This is a genomic window from Clostridium sp. CM038, assembly GCF_055081105.1.
The window spans coordinates 3,967,351-3,990,482 of sequence record NZ_CM143651.1 but is presented as its reverse complement, the minus strand read 5'-3'; the positions used below and the strand labels follow the sequence as shown (position 1 = coordinate 3,990,482).

20 protein-coding genes and 7 tRNA genes are annotated in these 23,132 nt (G+C 31.9%); 20 read left to right on the top strand and 7 right to left on the bottom strand.

What is annotated here, in order from left to right:
• Positions 1 to 248: 248 nt before the first annotated feature.
• A complete protein-coding gene (locus ACWJKS_RS18470; RefSeq protein WP_216302156.1) occupies positions 249 to 1,478 on the bottom strand; it encodes a BaiN/RdsA family NAD(P)/FAD-dependent oxidoreductase in 1,230 nt (409 codons plus the stop codon).
• A gap of 338 nt (positions 1,479 to 1,816) precedes the next feature.
• Between ACWJKS_RS18470 and ACWJKS_RS18465 the strand changes: the two genes are divergently transcribed.
• The 13 genes from ACWJKS_RS18465 to ACWJKS_RS18405 all read left to right on the top strand — a co-directional run bounded on the left by ACWJKS_RS18465 (position 1,817) and on the right by ACWJKS_RS18405 (position 9,842).
• A tRNA-Glu gene (locus ACWJKS_RS18465) sits at positions 1,817 to 1,891 on the top strand.
• Between the two features lie 11 nt (positions 1,892 to 1,902).
• Positions 1,903 to 1,978, top strand: a tRNA-Val gene (locus ACWJKS_RS18460).
• Between the two features lie 5 nt (positions 1,979 to 1,983).
• A tRNA-Asp gene (locus ACWJKS_RS18455) sits at positions 1,984 to 2,060 on the top strand.
• 85 nt (positions 2,061 to 2,145) lie between these two features.
• A tRNA-Glu gene (locus tag ACWJKS_RS18450) sits at positions 2,146 to 2,220 on the top strand.
• 13 nt (positions 2,221 to 2,233) lie between these two features.
• Positions 2,234 to 2,309, top strand: a tRNA-Val gene (locus tag ACWJKS_RS18445).
• A 5-nt stretch (positions 2,310 to 2,314) separates the two neighbouring features.
• Positions 2,315 to 2,391, top strand: a tRNA-Asp gene (locus ACWJKS_RS18440).
• Between the two features lie 5 nt (positions 2,392 to 2,396).
• Positions 2,397 to 2,471: transfer RNA gene (locus ACWJKS_RS18435), tRNA-Thr, on the top strand.
• A gap of 300 nt (positions 2,472 to 2,771) precedes the next feature.
• Complete coding sequence (locus ACWJKS_RS18430) at positions 2,772 to 3,599, top strand: ABC transporter permease (protein ID WP_462960160.1); 828 nt, start codon at positions 2,772 to 2,774, stop codon at positions 3,597 to 3,599.
• A 1-nt stretch (position 3,600) separates the two neighbouring features.
• Entirely contained in the window at positions 3,601 to 4,386 is a 786-nt protein-coding gene (locus ACWJKS_RS18425) for an ABC transporter permease (protein ID WP_165411814.1), read from the top strand.
• Between the two features lie 55 nt (positions 4,387 to 4,441).
• Complete coding sequence (locus ACWJKS_RS18420; RefSeq protein ID WP_216302154.1) at positions 4,442 to 5,476, top strand: ABC transporter ATP-binding protein; 1,035 nt, start codon at positions 4,442 to 4,444, stop codon at positions 5,474 to 5,476.
• 45 nt (positions 5,477 to 5,521) lie between these two features.
• Positions 5,522 to 6,574, top strand: coding sequence for an ABC transporter substrate-binding protein (locus ACWJKS_RS18415; protein WP_216302153.1), 1,053 nt, complete (start codon positions 5,522 to 5,524; stop codon positions 6,572 to 6,574).
• A 131-nt stretch (positions 6,575 to 6,705) separates the two neighbouring features.
• Positions 6,706 to 8,484, top strand: a complete 1,779-nt coding sequence (locus tag ACWJKS_RS18410) for an adenine deaminase C-terminal domain-containing protein (RefSeq protein WP_462960159.1) — start codon at positions 6,706 to 6,708, stop codon at positions 8,482 to 8,484.
• A 26-nt stretch (positions 8,485 to 8,510) separates the two neighbouring features.
• Positions 8,511 to 9,842, top strand: coding sequence for an amidohydrolase (locus ACWJKS_RS18405; protein WP_462960158.1), 1,332 nt, complete (start codon positions 8,511 to 8,513; stop codon positions 9,840 to 9,842).
• Positions 9,843 to 10,011: 169 nt separating this feature from the next.
• On the opposite strand, the gene ACWJKS_RS18400 is transcribed toward ACWJKS_RS18405, so the two are convergent.
• Both ACWJKS_RS18400 and ACWJKS_RS18395 read right to left on the bottom strand, forming a co-directional pair.
• Positions 10,012 to 10,992, bottom strand: a complete 981-nt coding sequence (locus ACWJKS_RS18400; protein WP_216302150.1) for an ATP-binding protein — start codon at positions 10,990 to 10,992, stop codon at positions 10,012 to 10,014.
• The gene (locus tag ACWJKS_RS18395) at positions 10,985 to 11,971 is read right to left on the bottom strand and encodes a DnaD domain protein (RefSeq protein WP_216302149.1); all 987 of its coding nucleotides are present in this window, start codon (positions 11,969 to 11,971) and stop codon (positions 10,985 to 10,987) included. The genes ACWJKS_RS18400 and ACWJKS_RS18395 overlap by 8 nt, the downstream gene beginning before the upstream one ends.
• 211 nt (positions 11,972 to 12,182) lie before the next feature.
• Between ACWJKS_RS18395 and ACWJKS_RS18390 the strand changes: the two genes are divergently transcribed.
• From ACWJKS_RS18390 to ACWJKS_RS18370, 5 genes are all read left to right on the top strand, one after another.
• Positions 12,183 to 13,382: a M23 family metallopeptidase gene (locus ACWJKS_RS18390; RefSeq protein ID WP_216302148.1), complete on the top strand. Its 1,200-nt coding sequence runs from the start codon at positions 12,183 to 12,185 to the stop codon at positions 13,380 to 13,382.
• A 61-nt stretch (positions 13,383 to 13,443) separates the two neighbouring features.
• Positions 13,444 to 13,569, top strand: coding sequence for a hypothetical protein (locus tag ACWJKS_RS18385; RefSeq protein WP_258280600.1), 126 nt, complete (start codon positions 13,444 to 13,446; stop codon positions 13,567 to 13,569).
• Positions 13,570 to 13,850: 281 nt separating this feature from the next.
• Positions 13,851 to 14,513, top strand: coding sequence for a hypothetical protein (locus tag ACWJKS_RS18380; RefSeq protein WP_216302147.1), 663 nt, complete (start codon positions 13,851 to 13,853; stop codon positions 14,511 to 14,513).
• 61 nt (positions 14,514 to 14,574) lie between these two features.
• Positions 14,575 to 15,252, top strand: coding sequence for a nitrite/sulfite reductase domain-containing protein (locus ACWJKS_RS18375; RefSeq protein WP_216302146.1), 678 nt, complete (start codon positions 14,575 to 14,577; stop codon positions 15,250 to 15,252).
• Positions 15,253 to 15,424: 172 nt separating this feature from the next.
• On the top strand, positions 15,425 to 15,634 hold the full coding sequence (locus tag ACWJKS_RS18370; protein ID WP_216302145.1) for a hypothetical protein: 210 nt from the start codon (positions 15,425 to 15,427) through the stop codon (positions 15,632 to 15,634).
• Between the two features lie 192 nt (positions 15,635 to 15,826).
• On the opposite strand, the gene ACWJKS_RS18365 is transcribed toward ACWJKS_RS18370, so the two are convergent.
• The gene (locus ACWJKS_RS18365) at positions 15,827 to 16,471 is read right to left on the bottom strand and encodes an undecaprenyl diphosphate synthase family protein (protein WP_216302144.1); all 645 of its coding nucleotides are present in this window, start codon (positions 16,469 to 16,471) and stop codon (positions 15,827 to 15,829) included.
• A gap of 511 nt (positions 16,472 to 16,982) precedes the next feature.
• On the opposite strand from ACWJKS_RS18365, the gene ACWJKS_RS18360 reads away from it, so the two are divergent.
• Both ACWJKS_RS18360 and ACWJKS_RS18355 read left to right on the top strand, forming a co-directional pair.
• On the top strand, positions 16,983 to 17,546 hold the full coding sequence (locus tag ACWJKS_RS18360) for a TetR/AcrR family transcriptional regulator (protein WP_220286222.1): 564 nt from the start codon (positions 16,983 to 16,985) through the stop codon (positions 17,544 to 17,546).
• A 229-nt stretch (positions 17,547 to 17,775) separates the two neighbouring features.
• The gene (locus tag ACWJKS_RS18355) at positions 17,776 to 20,448 is read left to right on the top strand and encodes a YhgE/Pip domain-containing protein (RefSeq protein WP_220286223.1); all 2,673 of its coding nucleotides are present in this window, start codon (positions 17,776 to 17,778) and stop codon (positions 20,446 to 20,448) included.
• 103 nt (positions 20,449 to 20,551) lie between these two features.
• Here the strand turns inward: ACWJKS_RS18355 and ACWJKS_RS18350 are convergent, their stop codons facing one another.
• The 3 genes from ACWJKS_RS18350 to ACWJKS_RS18340 all read right to left on the bottom strand — a co-directional run bounded on the left by ACWJKS_RS18350 (position 20,552) and on the right by ACWJKS_RS18340 (position 23,101).
• Positions 20,552 to 21,181 (bottom strand): ECF transporter S component, encoded by a 630-nt coding sequence (locus ACWJKS_RS18350; protein WP_462961096.1) that lies wholly within the window; start codon positions 21,179 to 21,181, stop codon positions 20,552 to 20,554.
• A 116-nt stretch (positions 21,182 to 21,297) separates the two neighbouring features.
• Positions 21,298 to 22,311, bottom strand: a complete 1,014-nt coding sequence (gene hutG / locus ACWJKS_RS18345; RefSeq protein WP_462960156.1) for a formimidoylglutamase — start codon at positions 22,309 to 22,311, stop codon at positions 21,298 to 21,300.
• 169 nt (positions 22,312 to 22,480) lie between these two features.
• Complete coding sequence (locus ACWJKS_RS18340) at positions 22,481 to 23,101, bottom strand: cyclodeaminase/cyclohydrolase family protein (protein ID WP_165411798.1); 621 nt, start codon at positions 23,099 to 23,101, stop codon at positions 22,481 to 22,483.
• Positions 23,102 to 23,132: the final 31 nt, after the last annotated feature.

Here is a 23,132-nt window from a genome sequence, read left to right as displayed (position 1 = left end):
CCTCTTAGATACATCTTAGTATGTACGATATAGTATGAAATCTCTCTGGAAGTGAATTGAAATAAGAAGTGCAGAAACAGTGAAAGTTGATTTAGAAATTCTTGTTTTGTAAATATAAAATTCTCGTGAGACTTCCTGGAAGGAAGCCTAGCAAACCGGCAGTATGCCGAATGTAAGCATTAGAGCATTTTACATTTACAAAATATTAGAATTTCTTAATCAACTTTCACGTTTCAAACTCTTATTTTTTATTTGGAGGCGTTGATGCCGGCAATAGCACCAGAACTCCATGCCCATTGAAGGTTAAAACCACCGCAATCGCCATCTACATCTAATATTTCTCCCGCAAAGAATAAATTCTTAGTAATATTAGATTCTAGGGTTTCGGGATTAATTTCTTTTGTATTAATGCCTCCTGCAGTTATCTGAGCATTTGCAAAAGAATTAGTACCTGAAACATCAAATTGATATCGCTTTAGCAGAGTATATAGAGCATTTTTTTCGTTTGAGGCCAAATCGCAACAAGGCTTATGAATGTCATCTATATTTGCTTCTTTTAAAATTATTGGAATGATCTTCTTGTTAATTATTCCGATGAATGAATCATGAACGCAGCGACTTGGGAATACTGACCAATGATTATTTAAAAATGCTTTTAGATCTTCGTAGCTAATATTTGGTAGCATATCAATACTTAAAGAAACCTTGCTATTTTTAGATAAACCATAAGATGCAGTTCTACTAAGCTGAAGAATAGGAGGACCAGAAATGCCGTAATCTGTGAAAAGTATTTCTCCGAATTCCTTTTGAACATATTTATCGTTTATAAATATTTCCGCAAAGCCATCAAACTTTACTCCAGATAGAGCCTTTAGTTTATTATAGTTTAATTTAAGCTGTACAAGGGCTGGTACAGGAGAGATTATACTATGACCTAATTGCCTAGCCAATGAATAGCCGGAACCGTCAGAACCCGTTTTAGGAGCTGATTTACCACCGGTCGCAATAATCAACCTTTCACATTCATATGTAGAATTATCTGTGCTATAAACTTTAAAACCCTTATTTGTTTTAATAATCTCCTTAGCTTTGGTATTTGTATATAGTGGAATTTTTTTTTCGTCTATAGCAAAGCGTAGTATATCAAGTACTGATGAGGCTTGCAATGACATAGGAAACATTTTACCACCATCTTTTGTAACTAAAGGTATTCCTAAACACTCGAAAAAATTTATAGTATCCTTTATGGTAAAAGAATCTAGCGTATAACCTGCGAAATTTGGATTTTCACTGTGATATCTATCATTATTTATATGTACATTACTGATATTACACCTACCGTTACCGGTAGTTAGTATTTTTTTACCTACTCTGTCGGTTCCTTCAATTATTGCTACATCTATACCAAAATCTTTTGCTATTAAAGCAGAGGTTAAACCAGAGGCACCTCCGCCAATTATTATAAGAGAATGTTTCAAGAAAATCTCTCCTTTCGAGAAAAAATATTTTTAGATTATAAAGTGGTTACATATAATCTTACCCTAAAATCAGTAGGATGAAAATGAATTTTTATTTTGTTTTATAAATAACCATAGAATTTGTTTGTGATTGTTTAGTAAAAGTCAGTTATTTTCAAAAAAACATAAAAAAAATTCTATAAGGGGAACCGTTGATTTAACTGGATTTGAGTGTTTTGAGAAAAAAAATAATAAAAAAAATAAGAAAATATGTTGACACTTTAAGAAAAATTAGGTATTATAGTTTATGTCGGGTTGCAAGACGTAAGCCCATAATAAATAAAGTGACAAATTAGTATGGCTCCTTGGTCAAGCGGTTAAGACACCACCCTTTCACGGTGGTAACAGGGGTTCAATTCCCCTAGGAGTCACCATAAACATACATGGGAGCATAGCTCAGCTGGGAGAGCATCTGCCTTACAAGCAGAGGGTCACAGGTTCGAACCCTGTTGTTCCCACCATATATGGCTCAATAGCTCAGTTGGTTAGAGTGCCGCCCTGTCACGGCGGAGGTCGAGGGTCCGAGTCCCTTTTGAGTCGCCATTTTTACTAAACTGTTATAGTTTAATAAAAGAACATCTAATTTATAAGTTTGATTCTTATCAAAAGAATCATTGAAAAATAATAAGGCTCCTTGGTCAAGCGGTTAAGACACCACCCTTTCACGGTGGTAACAGGGGTTCAATTCCCCTAGGAGTCACCATTAAAACATATATGGGAGCATAGCTCAGCTGGGAGAGCATCTGCCTTACAAGCAGAGGGTCACAGGTTCGAACCCTGTTGTTCCCACCATATATGGCTCAATAGCTCAGTTGGTTAGAGTGCCGCCCTGTCACGGCGGAGGTCGAGGGTTCGAATCCCTTTTGAGTCGCCATTTTTGCTGGCATGGCTCAACGGTAGAGCAGCTGACTTGTAATCAGCAGGTTGTAGGTTCAATTCCTATTGCCAGCTCCAAAAAAGTCCTAAACATTTGTTTAGGACTTTTTTTACGTCCAGCATATTTGATGGAAAATTAAGATTCAAAATGTATTTAGAGTGATTTGATTTTTTGTCTTGAAAAAATAAAAATATTGACAACATTCGATCGTTATAGTAGCATAAACACATATAATAAGCAATTAAAATAAATTAATGTTCGTATTTTTCTGGACGAATATCAATATTTTGCCACATCATTGGTTTTGTGAAATAAATATAAATTATATATCCCGAACAAAAATATCATTAAGATAAAATTTTAGGAGAGTTAAACCTATGAAGAAAAAATGGACTTACGTATTATTTGTACCGTGTTTAATATTACTAGCTTATTTTCTTATAGTACCTTTAGTTAGTACTATAATTCCTACTTTTAGTATTAATGGAAGCTTTAGTTTAGATCATTATTTAAATTTCTTTGGAGATAAGTATACGCTGCAGATATTTTATAGAACATTAAGAATTGCTTTAATATCATCTGCAATATGCATGGTTATTGGAGTTCCAACAGCATATTTTGTGTCTAGAACCTCAAAGAAGATTAGAGGGTTATTCATGGCATTAACCATATTCCCTATTCTTACAAATTCAATTGTTCGTTCTTTTGCTTGGATGAGTATTTTAGGTAAAAATGGAGTTATAAATAAAGTGTTACTTAGCTTAGGCATTATTAATGAATCTTTAACTATGATGTATACTGAAGGCGCAATCATAGTGGGTACAGTTTATTTATTTTCACCGCTAATGATAATTTCTTTAGTAGGAGTTTTAGAAAATATAGATAATGACTTATTAGAAGCCGCGGAAAGTTTAGGAGCTAATAAAGTGAAGGCCTTCTTTAAGGTTATATTCCCACTGAGTTTACCGGGATTAATAGTTGGAACAGTCCTTGTATTTACAGGAGCACTTACTGCTTATACTACACCACAGTTATTAGGTGGTAATAAAAATGCAGTGTTAGCCACATTAATTTATCAAGAAGCGATGACCTTAAGTGACTGGCAAGCGGCGTCTGTTGTTGCAACAATAATGATAGTTACAACATTATTGGTTATAAAAGGAATAAACTTATTAGCGTCTAGATTAGATAAGAGGGGATTATAACATGAAAGGCAAAAAAAGCAAATTACTTACTATATTCGTAGCATTAGTATATATATTTTTACTAGCACCATTAGTAATTATAGCGTTAACAAGTATAGGAACAGAAAGTTATATTGCATTCCCACCAAAGGGGTTTAGCATTAAGTGGTATGCAAATGTATTTCAATCAGATATGTTTATGAATACAATGTTTGTAAGTTTTTTAGTATCCTGTGGGTCTACAGTATTAGCACTGTTAATTGGAATACCGGCAGCTTACGGATTAAGCAGATTTGATTTCAAAGGAAAGGGTGTTTTAAAGAGTTTTTTCTTTTCACCATTAATAATACCAGGAGTGGTTGTTGGTTTTGCATTATTTCAGTTTTTAGTAATAAAATTAGAATTTTCAGTATACATGAGTTTATTTATAGGTCATACATTGGTAATAGTACCTTACATAATTAGAGTTGTTGGTTCAAGTTTAGAGGTATTTGATTATTCAATAGAAGAGGCTGCAATGAGTCTTGGCTATACAAAAATAAATACTTTTTTTAAGGTAGTTATGCCAAATATAACTTCAGGAATTATAGCAGCGGTTATGTTAGCATTTATAAACTCCTTTAACAATGTGCCTGTATCAATATTTTTAACAGGGCCAGGAGTAAGTACTTTGCCAATTAGTATGATGAGTTATGTAGAGTATAACTATGATCCAACCGTATCAGCATTATCAGTTATATTAATGTTAATAACAATTGGAATAATGTTTATAGTAGAAAAAACTTTAGGATTAGATAGTCTTTCTTAGGCGAAATATGTTCGTAATAGGCCTTAAATAATGCTAATAAACGTGGGGGTAACACATGAATTTAATAAATTTGAAAAATATAGCAGTATCATATGATGGAAAAGACAATATATTACAAAATTTTAATTTAAGCATTAAAAAAGGGGAGCTTGTATCTCTTTTAGGACCTAGTGGATGTGGTAAAACTACAACATTAAGAGTAATTGCTGGATTTATAGAGCCAAACAATGGAACGTTTATGCTAGGAGGCAAGGATTATACAAAAATACCTGTTCATAATAGAAATTTCGGACTAGTATTTCAAAGCTACGCATTATTTCCGCACTTAACAGTAGAAGAAAATGTAGCATTTGGTTTAAAAATGAAGAAGATATCAAGGGATGAAATAAAGAAAAAGGTAAAAGATATATTAGAAGTAGTAGATATGAATCAATATGCTAAAAGATATCCAAAGGAGCTTTCGGGAGGACAAAGACAGAGAGTTGCAACAGCTAGAGCGTTAGTAATAGAGCCAAGTCTATTACTTTTAGATGAACCTTTAAGCAACTTAGATGCGAAGCTTAGATTGAAGATGAGAGTTGAAATAAGAAAGCTTCAACAAAGCTTAGGCATTACTACTTTATTTGTTACCCATGACCAAGAGGAGTGTTTCTCTATATCAGATAAAGTGGCGGTAATGAACAAAGGTGTAATAGAGCAATTTGATACTCCAGAAAATATTTACTCAAATCCTTCCACAGAGTTTGTTGCTAGATTTGTCGGATTTGAAAACTTTATAGATTTAACAAAGGTAGAAGATGGATTATATGAAAGTAATAAAGGATTAAAGTTTAGTGTGGAAAATCCTAAAATAGACAAGGCAGAAGTTAAAGGTACAATAAGACCAGATGATATAGTTATAGCATCAATAGAAGCGTCAAATACTATAGAGGGAACTGTAGAAATAAGAACATTCTTAGGGAAATCATATCAGTATAATGTAAATACCACTGTGGGAAATTTAGTTGTAAATAGCCAAAATGATGTAGTTTATTCTCAAGGAGATAAAATAAATCTTTACTTACCTGAAAATAAAATAGTATTAGTATAAGCTGAAATGGATATTATTAATTTGAGCAAATTAGGAGGAATGGATATGTTAAAAAAATATTTGGTAGTAACGGTAGCGTTAGGATTGCTAGCAACTGTATTTGTTGGATGTAGTGGTGGATCTTCAGCCTCGGGTAAAAAAAAGAAACTTGTAATTTCAACTTTTGGGTTAAATGAAGACAAGCTAACAGAAAATGTACTTAAACCTTTCGAAGAAAAGCATGGAGTTAAAATAGTATTAGAAACAGGTAATAACTCTGATAGATTAACAAAACTTAAAAACAACCCAAAGTCAACAGTAGACTTAATATACTTAGCTGAGAGCTATGCTGAGCAAGGAATAAAGGCAGGGGTATTTGAAAAGCTTGACTACAGTAAAATTCCTAATAGTGAAAATGTAGTAGATAAGGGCAAAGGAACAATAAAAGATGGATTTGGACCAGCATATGCATTAAACAGCATAGGAATAGCTGTTAATCCAAAGGAAGTAGAGTTTGAAATAACTTCTTGGGAAGATTTATGGAAGCCTGAACTAAAGGGTAAAATAGCTATACCAGATATAACAACAACCTTTGGTCCAGCTATGCTTTATATAGCAGCAGAAAAAGCAGGAGTAGATGTATCTAAAGACAAGGGTGTAGCTGCATTTAAAGAATTACAAAGATTAAAGCCTAATGTAGTTAAAACTTATAGTAAATCTTCAGACCTATCTAATATGTTTGCTAGTGGAGAAATAACAGTAGCGGTAACAGCTGACTTTGCTTATGAAATGATTACTAATGCATCACCAGAAATAAAGCTTATAACTCCAGAGTCAGGAAGATATTTAAACCTTAATTCAATAAACATAAATAAGAATTCAGATAATAAAGATTTAGCTTATGAGTTTATAAATTATGTTTTAAGTGAAGAGATTCAATATAAAGGTGCTAAGAATTTAAGTGAATCACCAGTAAATAAAAAGGTTTCTTTGACTGAAGAGGAAAGTAAAAATTTAACCTATGGACCAACAGTGAAAAATGCTAAAACTATAGATTATAAAGTGGTTAATCCATTAATGAGTGAATGGATAGATACTTGGAATAGAATTATGAACTAATTATATAGATTAAATAAATAACTAGTCAAAATCTTTATGATTGAGACTAGTTATTTTTTAAATTCAGGTATAAAAGTAAAAAATAAGCCTGCATAATTTGAATAGATAAATATATATTAAAGAGGTGTATTATGGAAGTTGAATTAATAGTTAAAAATATCAGAGTGTATAATAGTTATTTTAAGAAATTCATTAATGCAGATGTAGCAATAATGGATGAAAAATTTATATATATAGGCAAAGAATATGAAGGTAAATTAAGTGGTAAAGAAGTTGTAGATGGACATGGGAATTATATGATCCCTGGCCTTATTGACATTCATATGCATATAGAGAGTTCGATGACTATTCCCAGTGAGTTTTCTAAGGCTGTTATACCACATGGAGTAACTACGGTGGTGGCTGATCCACATGAGATTGCTAATGTTTTTGGTGTGGAGGGGATAATAGCTTTTATAAGTAAAGAGGAAAAAATAGATATATTTTATGGAATACCAAGCTCAGTACCATCAACATCAAAGGAGTTTGAAACCACAGGGGGATTTATAAGTGATAAAGAAGTTGGTGAGCTTTTAGCATACCCGAAGGTTATTTGTTTAGGAGAGGTAATGAATTTTAAGGATTTAATAGAAGAGGATGATTCTAATATAAATAGGATTATAAATCTAATCAAGAGAGAAAAGAATAATTTTCCAATAGAAGGTCATTGTCCTAAGATTGAAGGGTTAGATTTAGCTATGTACATATATAGGGGGGTGGATGGAGATCATACTCAGCAGAGTTTAAAATCTATAGAAGAAAAAATAAGTGGTGGAATGTTTTTAGAAATACAAGAGAAATCTATGAGTCAAGAAAATATGAATTATTTAAGGGATAATAATTTATATGAGCACTTTTGTTTGGTTACAGATGATGTAATGGCTGACGAGCTAACAAGTGGACATTTAAATAAATTAGTTAAGAAAGCTATGGATATGGGAATTAGTGAAGAAAACGCTATATATGTATCTACATATACTCCTGCTAGAAGAATGGGACTTTTAGATAGAGGAGTTATTGCCCCAGGAAAGATGGCAGACTTTATATTATTAGAAGATGTTAAAGAGTTTAAGATACACTCGGTATATAAAAATGGAAAAGTGATATATAATAAGGAAGAGTGTGAAGGGAATAGTTATTCGCAAATAAATTCAAAAGAAGGTATAAACATAAAAGAAACTGTAAAGGTGAAAGAAAATAAAAAAGAAGGATTTCCTAGGAAATTTTATAATAGCATAAAGTTAAATTCTTTAAATGAAGAGGATTTTAAGGTGGAAACTCCTATATTAAATGGAGAACTTATTTGTAGAACAATGAAGGTGGAGCAAGATACAACATTCACTGAAGAGGGAGAAGTTATAATTAAATCATTAAATGGGGAACTTCAATGGGAAATAAAGGGTTGTGCATTGATAGTAGTCTTTGAAAGATACGGAAAAACTAAGGGTAAAGCATTTGGTATAGTAGATGGTAATATAATAAAAGAAGGAGCTGTGGCTACTACTTGGGCCCATGACCATCATAATCTTATGGTCATGGGAAGAAATGTTAAGGATATGATAGCGGCAGCTAATGAAGTTATAAACTGCAAAGGTGGATATGCGGTGGCAAATAAAGGTCACATTCTAGGTTTAGCACCATTACCAATTGGTGGAATAGTAAGTGATGTTCCTATAGAGGTTTTAGCATCGCAGTTAAAAGAAATAAGAAACGCTATGAAGGAATTGGGATATGACCATAAGAATGAAATAATGTCATTTAGTACATTATCACTACCAGTTAGTCCAGCTTTAAAGATAACTGATAAAGGATTAATAGATGTTAAAAAACAGGAGATTGTTTCATTGTTTAAAGAAAGTAGTGAAAGATAAAATAAAAAAATTGGCGGTATTAGCATATGAAAAAAGGAATAGAAGATAATAGAATTTTAATAAAGAATGTAAACATAATTACTATGAATAAGGATAAAGAAGTTATAGAAAATGGTACGCTCGTAATAGAGGGAGATGAAATAAAGGCAGTTGGTGGAGCTGATTTAGAAAATCAGTTTCAAGGATATAACATAATAGATGGTGAAGATGGAATATTAATGCCAGGAATGATTAATTGTCATTGCCACGGTTCTATGGTTCCGTTTAGAAGCTTAGCGGATGACTGCAAGGATAGATTAAAAAGATATTTATTCCCATTAGAGAATATGTTGGTGAATAAGGAATTGGTTTATATTGGAGCGAAATATGCAGTGGCGGAAATGTTGCTTGGTGGAGTAACTACCTATTGTGATATGTATTACTTTGAAGATGAAGTGGCAAAGGCAACATCAGAGTTAAATATGAGGGGAATACTATGTAATAGTATTATAAATTTCCAAGCACCAGATGCTGAGGAACCCTTTGGTGGATTAGATTACTCTATAGAATTTATTGAAAAATGGAAGGGGCATGAATTAATAACACCAGGAATAGCACCCCATGCACCCTATACCAATAGTGATGAAAGTTTAAAAATGGCCTATGAAATATCTAAAAAATATGAGGTGCCTTTTACTATGCATTTAGCAGAAATGGACTTCGAATTCGAAAAATATAAGGAAGAATTAGGGCTAACCCCAGTGGAGTATGTAGAAAGCTTAGGAATACTGGATTCTAACTTTATAGCAGCACATGCTGTAACTTTAGAGGAACAAGACATAGATATACTTAAAAAGCATAATGTTAAGGTAAGTCATAATATAGGGGCAAATGCTAAAGGAGCAAAGGGAGTGGCTCCCATATTAAAAATGAGAGAAAAAGGTATAGATGTAGGACTAGGAAGTGATGGTCCAATGAGCGGAAACACCATGGACATAATCACCCAAATGAGTCTAGTTGGAAAAATACAAAAATTATATAATAACGATAGAAGCTTATTCCCCGCAGTGGAATTAGTAGAAATGGCAACAATGGGAGGATCAAAGGTATTAGGTTTAGAAAATAAAGTGGGATCCATTGAAGTCGGTAAAAAAGCTGATATAACATTAATAGAAACTAAATCAGTAAATATGCAACCAATATATGATTACTATTCAGCGGTGGTATATTCAGCTAATGCAGGGAATGTGGATACGGTAATAGTTAATGGGAAGATTGTAGTTAGAAATAAGGAATTGGTTTCTGGGAACTTTAAGGAGATAAGAAGGGAGCTTTTAAAATTGAAGGACAAGATTGAGAAGGTAGCTGGAAAATTATAAATGAATAATATTCTTATATGATTCATTTATATATCAAAATAGAAGATAAAGAAATATGATAGCAAAAGCACATAGTACTTAAAATGCATTTGAGGGTCTTAGAAGTAATTCATGAGGACAAACGCATTTATAGTAATATGTGCTTTTTATTAATGTGCATATTTTTATATTATTTTGATTTACTCAAATTTTTCTTAATTCTTATGTCGTCTCCAAAGAATTTGCAAAGTGTAAAATTTCCAATTAATCTAGAGGTTATTCTCTCAGTATAGGTATTTAATAAATTTTCAAGAGTTAAATTAGTAGATACTAGCATTTTTTTTTGTTTTAATAATTTGGTATTAAGTAGATTGAACATTTCTGTTTTAGTAAAATCTGAAATTTGCTCAGTACCCAAATCGTCTATAATAAGTAAATCACAATTTATTAGTAGTTCCTCTAAAGAGGTGTCGCCATTAAATCGAATTTCTTTTAAAGCCTTTATCAATTGTTCGGCTGTTCTATATACTACAAAAGAACCTTTGTCGAGTAATTCCTTTGTAATGCAATGAGACAGAAAGGTTTTTCCTGTACCAGAACTTCCATAGAATAATAAATTTTCATCAGTGGTATTGAAATTCTTTAAAAAGCTCATAGACCTAGATAAAATCTTTTCAATGTTCTTTTTAGGAGATTCTGATTCAAGTTCACTTTTTCTAGAAGGATAGTAGTCTAATTTGAAATTATCAAAGTTATTGGTATTTAACATACCTTGAAGTTCAGAACTAGTATAATAAACATCTATAACCTTTTGCTTAAAGCAAGGGCATTTAGTATTTCCAATAAAACCTGTATCGCGACATTTTGTGCATCTATAATGCAAATTCAAGTATTCCATATCAAAACCATTAGAGACTAATAGCTCAGATTTTTTCATTCTTAGATCTATTATTTTTTCTTTCAAAGAATGTAAATATTCATCTCTATTGTTGATACTTTTCAAAGCACTAATGGATAATTCTATACATAGCTTACCTATTTTGTGATCTAGTTCAATAATCTCAGGGTGAGTCTTTTCTATGTGAACTTTTCTTTTTCTAAAGTCAGCCTCTTCTTCTTGCCTTATTCGATCATATATAGCTAATATTTTGGTTTGATATCCTTTAATCATTATTATCCCATCCTAGTAATTTTTTTTCTAGTTCATCAAAGTTATAAGCTCTTTGTTCATAATCATTGAAACTTCCCTTAGCAGGCTTTCCACCGGCAGTAGTTTTTTTATTAGTAACTAAACGTTTTTTATCTTTTTTCTCTATATCCTCTAAAGAGTTTATGCCGTCTTTAAACCAACTATTTAGAATCCCATCGATATATTTAAAATCAGCGCGGCTAAGCCTATCAAAACAAATATCGCAAGCTTTATATATAATTTCTAGAGAAAATTTATAAACATTTATCCATTTATCTAATATTTGTTCTTGAGGTTTCATTATTTCTGGAGCTTTTATTCCTAGGTAATTTAAGATTTTTCTGATGTTTATCCATTTATCCTCATGTTTTTTTATATAGGATTGAGCACCTTCAATATTTTGAATATTAGCATCATGCCATGCAATTGCAATGGTTTCAATGTATCTATAGTCAACTTTACCTTTTGATACACAATATTGAATTAATAAAAGGATTAGTTCTGGGGGGAAATTATAATCTTTTTGCCAACTTAGGTACATGGTCATTTCTTTCGGTGAAAGAGGTTTGGCTAATAGTTTTTCAATATCTTGGAGCATACCTTTTATTGAAGAATTGGTTAATTCCTCAAGCAAATTTATGTTTTGGATATTGTCACTTGGAACATCTAATAAATCCAAGAATTCAACATTAAAGTTACCCATATTATCAATGGGGGTCATTTTAATTAGGTTCTCATCATTCCAATAGTTCCAAGCATTTACAACATCTGTTTCTAGAAGTCCAAGCGTATTTGCTATAACTGAAGAGGTAGCACCTATTTCTCCAGTTGTACAATATTTTAGCCCAAGAAGATAAACTTTAACAAATTCTCCTCTAGCTCTAGGCATAAACTTATCTATAAAGATATTACTCACAGGAGTATATTTATAGTTTTCATTCTTAAACATGAAAGTACTCATAAAGTCACTACCTTTCTTTTAAAATTATAGAAATATAATTTTAAAATACAAAATTGCTGGTTATTTATATAATGTATTAATCTATAGGGATTTTATTATTCAACATATAGTATACCATACAGTGAAAGATACAAATAAAAAAGATGTTTCAAGAATGTATATTATTTGTAATAAAAGGTAATATTAAGTAAGTATTACGGGAGGTAGAATATTGAATGCTCTAAAACGAAATAAAATGAATATAGGTGTGGTAATTATAACACTTATGATTACCGCTACTATGGTGTATTTAAATGTATATAGGTTTTATGGTTATAAAGTTTGTATAGGGAGCAGTACCATAACATTTGTAAAAAATAAGAATGAATTTAATAAAACATATAAGGAATTGCAATCCGAAATTAAATCCAAATATGGGAATGTAATTACAATAAAAGGTTTAACTTTAGGTAAAGTAAAGGTAAATGATGATGCTATGTTTATAAGTGGAGATAGCCTTAAAAAAGTAATGTTAAAAAAATCCAATGTAGTAGTGGACGTATTTTTAATGAAATCAGATAATAGAAAAATGGCATATGTAACAAATGAAAATCAAGGGAAAGAAATTTTGAACTCTGTAAAAGATTATTATTCTGAGGGTTCGAAGCTAAATAGCATAATAAAAACAGATATAGAGAATAAAATTAGTTATGAACCGGTTAAGGTTAAAACAGGAAACTTATATGAAAATAATGAAATTATTAAGGAATTAATTAAATATAACAATAAAGCACAAGTTCCATTAATTACAGTAAAGATAGTAGGAAATATAATTAAAGAACAAGCGATATACCCTACTACAATTATAAAATCTTCAAGTAAACTAATGAATGGTGTTAAAAAGGTAGGTCGTGAAGGTAGTGATGGAATGAAAAAGGTTACTACCGAAGTAATAGCCATTAACAATAATATCATATCTGAAAAGGTCTTAAAAGAAGATACTATAACGCCAGCGCAAAGCAAAGAAATATTGGTAGGAACTAATAACCCAATAACACCTCGATTGGAAGCTATAAATAGTCCATCAAGAGGTAGTATAAGTTCAAGATTTGGTGCGCGCTGGGGAAAAATGCATAAAGGAGTTGATATAGCAGCGAGTTTTGGTGCAACAATAAGTGCGGCATTAGATGGTAGTGTCACTTATGCAGCTTGGCAGGATGGGTATGGTAATGTGATAAAAATCAACCATGGCGGAGGAATAGAAACTACATATGCACATTGTAGTGTCATTACTGTAAAAAAAGGTGAAGTAGTTAAGGGTGGTATGAAAATAGGAGAAGTAGGAAGTACCGGGAATAGCACAGGACCTCATCTGCATTTTGAGGTAAGAGAGAACGGTGAGCCTAAAAATCCTCAAAAATACATTAAATAAAAATAAATATATGAATAAAATTGTACTAAAAGTAAAAAATACTTTATGAAGGAGTGATTTTATGCCATATAAAGAAATGAAGACACCAGCAAAAGAAAAAGATAATAAGCCTAAAAAACCACAGACTATAGAAGCATCTGATATGAAGAAGGCAAAACGCAAATCAGCAATAAGAGCTGAAGAATAATAAAACTAATTTAGTAAAGAGAGCTTTAATGCTCTTTTTATTTTTTTAAAATATAATTAACCATTTCTGAAATAGTAATTAATTTATAGGGATATGTTTATGGTAACATAAGTTACCGTAAGTATTGGCTGAATATAGTATTATTAGACTATAAGTTAACGACATTTCACAAGGAAAGTCTCCCAATGCTATAAGGGGGAGTATAAATCTACTTCTGAAGTCGTTAATGCAGCTCCGCAGGAGATGATATAAAAGAATAAATAGATATTGGAGGAATAATAATGAGCGCTTTTTTAGCACCTATTCACACATGGTTATTTAGTAAAATTTTATTGGCAGAGGATTTAGAGACAAATTTAAGAAAAGTTTATATAGATGAATACGGTGACAATGCAAAAGATGTTGCCCAAAAATCAGCGGCTTACGGAAGTCCAATAGATACCACGAAAAATATAGAAGATATAATTGATGTATCTAATATTCATGGCTGGTTACAGGATAAAATCGGAAAAGTGGAAACTAGAACAGCATTTATAATAACAGAAATGATTAAAAATTATGGAGAAGAAGCAGAAGTTATCGCTAAAGCATGTTTTGCAAAGCAAGGTAAAACTGTTGGAGAAACTTTAAAAGTAAAAGAAATGCAAGGAAGGCCAGAAGAAGTATTTAACGCCCTCAATAATAATTTGTTAGAAGGTATGCCTTGTGATAGAGTAATGAGGGTTATAAAATCTGAAAATGACATATTTGAATGGGAAACTACAAGCTGTATTCATAAAAATTATTGGGAAATGGTAAATGGAGATGTAAATATATTTTACATGCTTAGACATGTATGGATTAAAGCGTTTATTGAAAATTCTAATGAGGAATATACTTATAATTTCATTAAAGGTTTAGAATATAATGGTATAATAGGAACAAATCAAATCACAAGAAAGTAACATAAAGAGCAATATAATAATTAATGGTTGTTACGATCCCCATGGAATAGGAGGAAATTAAATGGAACCTAAATATGCTGTACTTCAAAAAGTAAGAGATGGAAAAAGAACTTATGGTGTAACGCCTCATATCCCGGGGGGATTTATAACCTCAAAACAGCTATCAAAAATAGCTGAAGTAGCTGAAAAATATAAAGGAATCTTAAAAATGACCTCAGGGCAGAGAATTGCAATATTAGGACTAGAATCTGAAGATGTTGCAAAAGTGTGGGAAGAATTAGGTATGCAGCCAGCAGTTAAATCCCTAAACTCTGTAAAAAATGTTCATATGTGCCCTGCAGCATTTTGCAAAAGAGCGAAACAAAATTCCTTGAAAATTGGAATGCTTTTAGATAAGCGTTACCATGGAATGGAGATGCCTTGTAGAACAAAGATTGGAGTAGCTGGTTGTAGGAATGCTTGCACTAGTGTGTACGCTAGGGATTTAGGCATAATAGGTGACAAGGAAGGATACATGATAGTCGCAGGTGGTAGTGGTGGATTTAACCCTAGGGTAGCTGATATTATTGCAGATAAATTAACAGAAGAAAAGGTATTGATTGTGGTTGATATTTTAATGGAATATTACAAGGTTAATGGAAATATGGGAGAAAAACTAGGAGATTTCATTCAACGAATAGGACTAGAAAAATTTAAAGCGGATATCCTTCTAAAGTCGTTATTGCAGCACAGCAGGTGATGATTAATAAGTCCATTGAATAAAAACGCATAATAAGCGTTTTTATTTTTGTCAAAAATAATAGCATCTCTTTTTATTAAAATATCGCATAGCAAATAAAATATTTTAGAAATTATTAAGTATATAAGCATTTGTTAATGGATAGCATAATATTTGAAAGGAGAGATGAAATGTGGGGAGTATGAAGTCAAGAGAACTAAGTAATAAAAAATCATCTAAAGATGGATTAGAAAGGTATGTTGAGATTGAAGGCACAGACATCAAGTTAGTAAACATACCTACAATAGTTACAGGAATTAATAATAATGGAAGCATAAGACAAGAAAAAAATGAAGCCTACGCATATGAGGTAGTTGAGCAAAATAAAAGATTTACAGATTAGTATTTCAGGGACTCACAGAGCATATAACTAGAGCTGCCACTTATAATGTTTAGTTGTATGCTTTATTTTAGATAATAAATATATCGGTGATTTAATCTAATAATCATTTTTAGCATATAAAAAAATAGATATAGTCTATTAAAAACTTATATCTATTTCAAAATAGGTGACTTAGTTATTTTTTTATATATATCAACCACCAAGTGTTACATCTTGATCATCATACCAATGTAAAGCATTTGATAAATGCTCCGGTTTAAAGTCAGGCCAAAAGTCATCTATAACGTAAAAGTCAGAATATATGGATTGTAAAGGCAAAAATCCACTAAGACGCCTTCTTCCACCCCAACGAATAATTAAATCTACTCTAGAGATATCATTAGTTTTTATGCAATTAAATATATTACTTCTCTTGCTACTTTTGTTTTGATCTAGGTTACTTAGATCCCATTCCCAGCCATAGTTTACGAGAAAGTTTAGCTTCATACCACCTTTACCAAAGGTTCTACGTGAGGTGAAAGGAAGTAGTTCTTTAGGAAACATAGGTGAGGCACTATTTCCTACTACTAATAAATCAGCATCCTGTGTACTTAAAAGTTTTACTGCATCTACACAAGCTTTAGCAAAAGCTTCTCTCTGCAAGGGTGGTCTTTTTGTATTATCAGTAGTAAACCCATAATAAGTTATTTCTTTTACGCCCACAGCTTTGCAAAGTTTATACAAAGACAGACCAGGATCTAGTCCAAAGGAATACCCTTTGTCTTTTGATAAACCATTATCTACCGACCATCTTCTATTTCCATCGGGAATTACTCCTATGTGGTTTGGTATTCTCATATTATCACCCTTTAATTATGAATTTTTATAACTTATAAATCATAGTATATCCATTATTAATATATTAATCCATTATATTTACAATTAAACAATCTAATTTATTGAATTTTTAAATTAATATTTGATTTTAACAGAAATATATATTACATAAATGGTAAAAATAGAAATGAATGGTTAACGAAATTTCAGAAGGAAAGTCCCCCAACTTCTATAAGTGTGGGTAGTTAGTACAGTAAAAAAAGCTTCAGCGAAATTGTAAATCTCCTTCTGAAGTCGTTGAAATTGCAGCTTTGCAGAAGATGATTTAATGACATACTGTATATTTTAATACTTTAGGAAAACTAAAAGTTGAAAAGTTAATTTTAGATAATGTATAAAAATACTTTCAATTTATAGGGATATAGTATAGTATTATTGAAATATCGATTAAGATATTTGAAATAAGATTTAATGTTCCTTAATACTAAAATAACTATATAAGATAAATTTATTGATAAGTTGAGGTGAGTTAATGAATAAAACAAAAAGAGCTATATTTCAGTCTGCAATTAAAACTTTTTCTACTAATGGATATGACGGAGCCACTATGGATGAGATTTCAGCAAATGCTGGAGTAGCTAAAGGTACGGTGTACTATTATTTTAAAAGTAAGGATGAGGTTTTTAAATACATAATTACAGAGGGAGTAAGCTTACTTAGGCAACAAATAGAAAAAATTACTACAGGGAAGGGAGACTATACCTGTAAATTAAGAGAACTAACCAAGGATCAGTTAAAATTGGCATATGAAAATAGGGATTTATTTAAGGTTATAATGAGTCAAGCATGGGGCGGGAAAATAAGACATTCTGAGCTTAGAGGAATGCTAAAGGCGTATATGGAAGATATTGAAAAATTCTTAGCAAGTGCTATGGCTGAGGGAGCTATAAAAAAATGTGAATCCTCTTTTTTAACATATATGTATTTTGGAAACTTAGTATCAGTAGCCGTTTATAATGTTATTAAAAATGATAGTATGAAATTAGATGAAATTACAGATAATTTTATGGAGCACCTACTAAATGGAATAAAGTAAAAATACACAGTAAGATAATTCTAGATAATAGGATATCTTACTGTTTTTTATTTCAAATGAAATTATAAAATTAATGAGCACGTTTACTTCTTTTGTTAACAAAAAATACATTGACTTTATGAAAAAAAAATGTAAAATATACATATATGACTGACTAGTCAGTTCATAAATTAATGTTGTTAAAACTGTTGTAGAAAATAATTATATATATAAAGGATGAGGTGATAACATGAACTTTTTAAAGGTAGCTTGGAGAGATATCTCAAGTATATTTAAAAATAGATTCATACGAGTATCGGTAGTAGCAATTATTATAGTTCCACTTTTGTATAGTTTACTTTATCTTGATGCTTTTTGGGATCCATATGCTAGAATTAAGGATATGCCAGTGGCTGTGGTAAACCAAGATAGAGGAAGCTTAAAGGACGGAAAAAAAGTTAACTACGGTCAAGATTTAGTAAATAATCTTAAAGATAAGGAAGCAGTAGGCTGGAGGTTTGTTACAAAAGAGCAAGCTGAAGATGGAGTCAAGGGAAAGGATTATTATGCCATGTTCGTAATTCCTGAAGATTTTTCGCAAAATGCTTTAAGTTCGACTAAAGGTAAACCAGAACAGGCTACTATATTATATAGTGCAAATGAAAAGAGAAATTTTTTAGCAGCACAAATCAATGGTAAAGTTTTAGATCAGCTTAAATCAGAACTAACCAAAAGTATGTCAAAAGAATACGCAACAGCAGTGTTTGATAGTTTATATGAACTTAAAGATGGTATGAAAAAAGCTTCTGATGGAAGCAAAAAACTCGCTGACGGTGTAGTTACCGCAAAAGATGGTACGCACCAGTTAAAAGATGGAACTGGGAAACTTAAAAGCAATGTTCCACAAATGATGGATGGAGTAGGGAAATTACTAGTGGGTTCTAATACATTAACTAGTAAGCTAGGGGAGCTTAAAGCTCAAGTGCCTACAATGGTAAGTGGGGTAAATCAGCTTCATGGTGGTGCAGACCAATTGAATAATGGATTATCAGAGCTTAACAACCAAGTACCAACTATGGGAACAGGGGTACAAAAACTTCATGGTGGTGCAGTCCAATTGAATAATGGATTATTGGAGCTTAACAAGAAAGTATCAATTATGGTAACAGGGGTACAACAGCTTAATGAGGGATATACAAAAAAAATAATACCTCCAACTAAAGAACTTAAAGAAGGAGCATCAACTCTTGCTTCAGGGCTTGCAGGAACTAAAGATGGATCAACTAAGTTAAATGATGCATCAACTAGGTTAAATGGTGGATCAAAAGAGCTTAGTGGTGGATATGATAAAATGAAAGATAGCATGAGTGATCTTAGCGTGGGCAGTGCAAAAGTTGCTGGCGGAGTAGATGGTTTAGTAGATAATAGTAAAAAATCTCAAGTGGCATTGCAACAAGCAAATGAGAAACTGGAAGCATATTTTAAAGATCATCCAGAAGCAAAGGATAATGCAAATATGCAAGGCGTTTCAGCTACATTAAATGCATTAAATAAAAATGCTACAGATGAAAACAACGTAGCGATGATGAATGGACTTCAAAAGGGTGCTCATGGAGTAGCAGAAGGATCTAAGCTATTACAAGAGAAATCTTCAGATTTTGTAAATGGTACACAAAAATTTGCACAAGGTGCAGATGAGTTTTCAAAAGGAGCTGGAGAGTTCGCAGAAAAAACAGGTGCAGCAGCGGGCGGTGCAGCTAAAATCAGTGGAGGTTTAAATCAGCTGTATGATGGTATGAATAGTGATTTTGGGAATGGACTTTCAGAGCTTAATGGTAAAATGCCAGATTTAACTGGAGGCGTGCAAAAGTTAGTTGCAGGTTCAGGAGCTTTATCAGGAGGAATTTCAGAGCTTAATGATAAAATTCCAACTTTAACTGGAGGCGTGCAGAAGTTAGCTGTAGGTTCAGGAGCTTTATCAGGAGGGCTAGCACAATTTAGTCAAAAGATGCCAGCTTTAGCAGATGGAACGGCGAAACTAAATGCAGGTTCAGCAGAGCTTACAAAAGGAATTAGTACTTTAAATGGCAAATTACCTGAGCTAAAAGATGGGGTAAGCAAGTTAGATGATGGTACTAATAAATTAGATGGTGGCATGACAGAGTTAGCAGATGGTTCTAAAGAACTTAACAAAAAGCTTGCAGATGGCCATAAGGACCTTAGTAGTAGCTTGAAAAATGATAGTAAAACTATGGGAGAGACATTCTCGGAGCCAGTAGTTATGGATCAAAAGCCAATAAATCCTGTTAAAACTTATGGTGAAGGATTTACTCCATATTTCATTCCACTATCATTATGGGTAGGAGCTTTAATGATGTTCTTTGTAATTACAGATAAGGTAGATGCAGATATTGCAGCAAGCCCAGCTTCTGTAGTAGCAGGTAAGTTCTTATCATATGGAGCTATAGGAGCTATGCAAGCGGTACTTGCAAGTGGAGCTGTAATGTTATTAGGTCTTAGACCAAGTAATATACTACTGTATTTCTTGTTTAATATTTTCTTATCAAATGTGTTTATAGCGATTATTCAATGCATGGTATTCTTACTTGGGCAAGCAGGAAGATTAATATCAATTGTATTATTAATTCTTCAACTTACTTCATGTGCAGGTACATTCCCAATAGAAGTTGTACCTAATTTGTTTAAGGTTTTAAATCCATTTATGCCATTTACTTATGCAGTATCTGGGTTAAGAGAAGTAATATCAGGTATTGATTATGGCGTATTTACAAAAGATATAATAGTCCTTGCTGCAATGTTAGTTGTATTCTTATTCATATCTATATCAATGAAGGGGCATGCAGATAAAGTGCAAAAATTGATACAAGATAAAAGAGATGAAGCAACAAATATAACTGCATAGTATAAAGTAACAACGTATTAAAAAATTTAGATATTTGTAAACCACATTCCTATATTATTAGGAGTGTGGTTTTTTAATATAATCATCAATGATTATTACTAAATTAACATTTAAGATCTATTCTAAAGACCAATTCATAAACATTTAAAAGGATAGATATTATATATGACTGAATTATTATCATTAGACATGATTCTGCAATTCTAGGAAGCCACAAAACAATAAAACCTGCACTAGAAAGCCTTGGTATAAATAATATTAGAAAATAAGTGTTAATAGATGAAATTACAATTGCAGGAAATCCTATTGCTAAAATCATTTTAATATAGTTATCATATAGTTTATTTTCACTATTGTTTCTTTTAATCACATTATTAATAACCAAAATTACAAAACCAAGCAGTGCTATAATCTCGAGTCCAATACCAATAAATTGAGTTTTATTTCCAAGCGAAAATATAAGTTTGCCTAAATTTGATTTTGGAAATAGCAATATTACAATAGTATTAACAATTCCTATTAATCCTAAAGTTGCAAAACAAGTAATATAGTATTTAACTTGTTTTGCAACTTTAGTAAATTTTGTGTGCTTCCGTATTAGCCCTGGAATAAAGCCTGCAAGCATTGTTGTTAAAGTAAATAGTGGAATATAAGGTCCCAGAGGTCTTATAATATATGAAATAATATCCACAAGACCACCAGCAAGTGCCCCATAAATTGGTCCGAAAATAATTTCAGGAAGAATATAGAAAATACATCAATGCTAATTCTCATAGCTCCTGCACCACCAATAAAAAACTGATTCACAGACTTGGTAAACTCAAATTTATTATTAATATGTAACAACTTTTAGATAGACAAACTATTTGTTTCACAAAGTGTATTGATAACAGAAAAAATCAATACAGCTGCTAAGTTTGCTGTAACGTCGTCTTGGTCAAATCTTGGCGAAACCTCAGCTATATCAAAACTTACTACTTTATTTGACCTTAAAATGTATTTAAGAAACTTTAATACACGTTCAGGATCGAGACCAAGTGGTTGTGACGAACTTACTCCTGGTGCAAAAGCTGTAGAAAATACATCGGAGCATATAGTTACATATAGATAATCTTTAAATTTTATGAAATTATCTATTTCCTCCATAAGCGGCCAACTGTCACTATCTATTATATCTTTCGCAAGCATGTATTTAACTCCAAGTCTATCAGCTGTTTTAAAAAGATCTATGGTGTTACTGTGCTTTTGAACTCCGATGCACAAATAAGAATATTGAAGATCCCTATCACTACAAATATCTGCTATTTGTCTAAACATTGTTCCGGAACTGGTCACTTTTGTATAAGGTCTTAAATCAAAATGAGCATCAAAATTTATTATCCCGATATTAGGTTCTTGGCTTTTTTGTGATAAGTAATTTAATGTACCCATATAACTTCCAAAAGCAACTTCGTGACCACCGCCCAAAATAATAGGAAAAAGATTTAAATTTAAAATCTTTTCGATTGCTTTTGATAGAAGAGCTTGGCTTTCATCAAGGGTACAGTTTTGACATAATATATCTCCTACATCAAAAAGTTTAACTTCTTGTGAAAAATTGCATGGAAGGTTAGATAATTCTTTTCTTATACTTTTAGGACCCTTTGATGCCCCTACTCTGCCACTATTAAGCCTTACACCTTCATCACAACAAAAACCAATAAAAGCAAATCCCAGTTTACCGGTGTAGGAAATTAAATCATCTCTTTTTAAATCTATTATCTTTACACATTGATGCCATCTAAAAGCATCATAGTTGGTTTCACTATCAGTGCGTCCCTGCCAAACTGTTTTATCCGTTATTTTATAATTTTTATCAAACATTGTATTTAGCCTCCCAAATTATTTATGTATTTATAATTACATCACTATCATTATTTTAAATATAGTTTTCAGTATGATAAGCATATTAAGTATGTTTAAACATATTAAAAAACAACCTAAGGCAAATTATGATTTACCTTAGGTTGATGGCTATGGGGATCTATCCCTATTATAAAACTACTTTGCTTAGTAGTTGTTTTTCTCTTTCAACTACATTTTTTTCAAGAGTAGATACTTTTTTTTCAAATCGAGCTACGAACTCACTATCATTGATTGAGGATAGATTTATTTTTACATTGTAAAGAGCTGATAGAACTGCACTTCTTGCCATCATAGCTGATACAGCACCATCAGTTACTGCATTTTTATTTCCGTGTTTTATTGCTTTTTCTGAGTAATCCATAAGTGCATACGCATCTTCTGCTATCTTATATGGAGTCTCTGATGCATGCTTTAATGCATTTTGAATAGTTTCTTTTCTTGCAGATTTCTCTTCATCACTGTTTTTTGGCAATTTGAAGGCATCCATTACTCCATGAAAAGATTCAGAGTCTGCATCTATATACTCTATAAATCTTTCTTTATATTTGTTGGCTTGTTCATAAACTTCTTTCATCATGACTTCACTATCTTCATAACCTTTTTTACCAATAGTCAAACTTGCAACCATTGAAACAAGTGCTGCAGCAGATGCAGCTGATAGTGCGGCAATGCTTCCCCCTCCTGGTACGGGGCAATTTTGGGAGGTTTGGTCAATGAATTCTCTAACGCTTTTATCAACTAATAACATAATAATGTACTCCTTTCTCTATCTTTTCAAC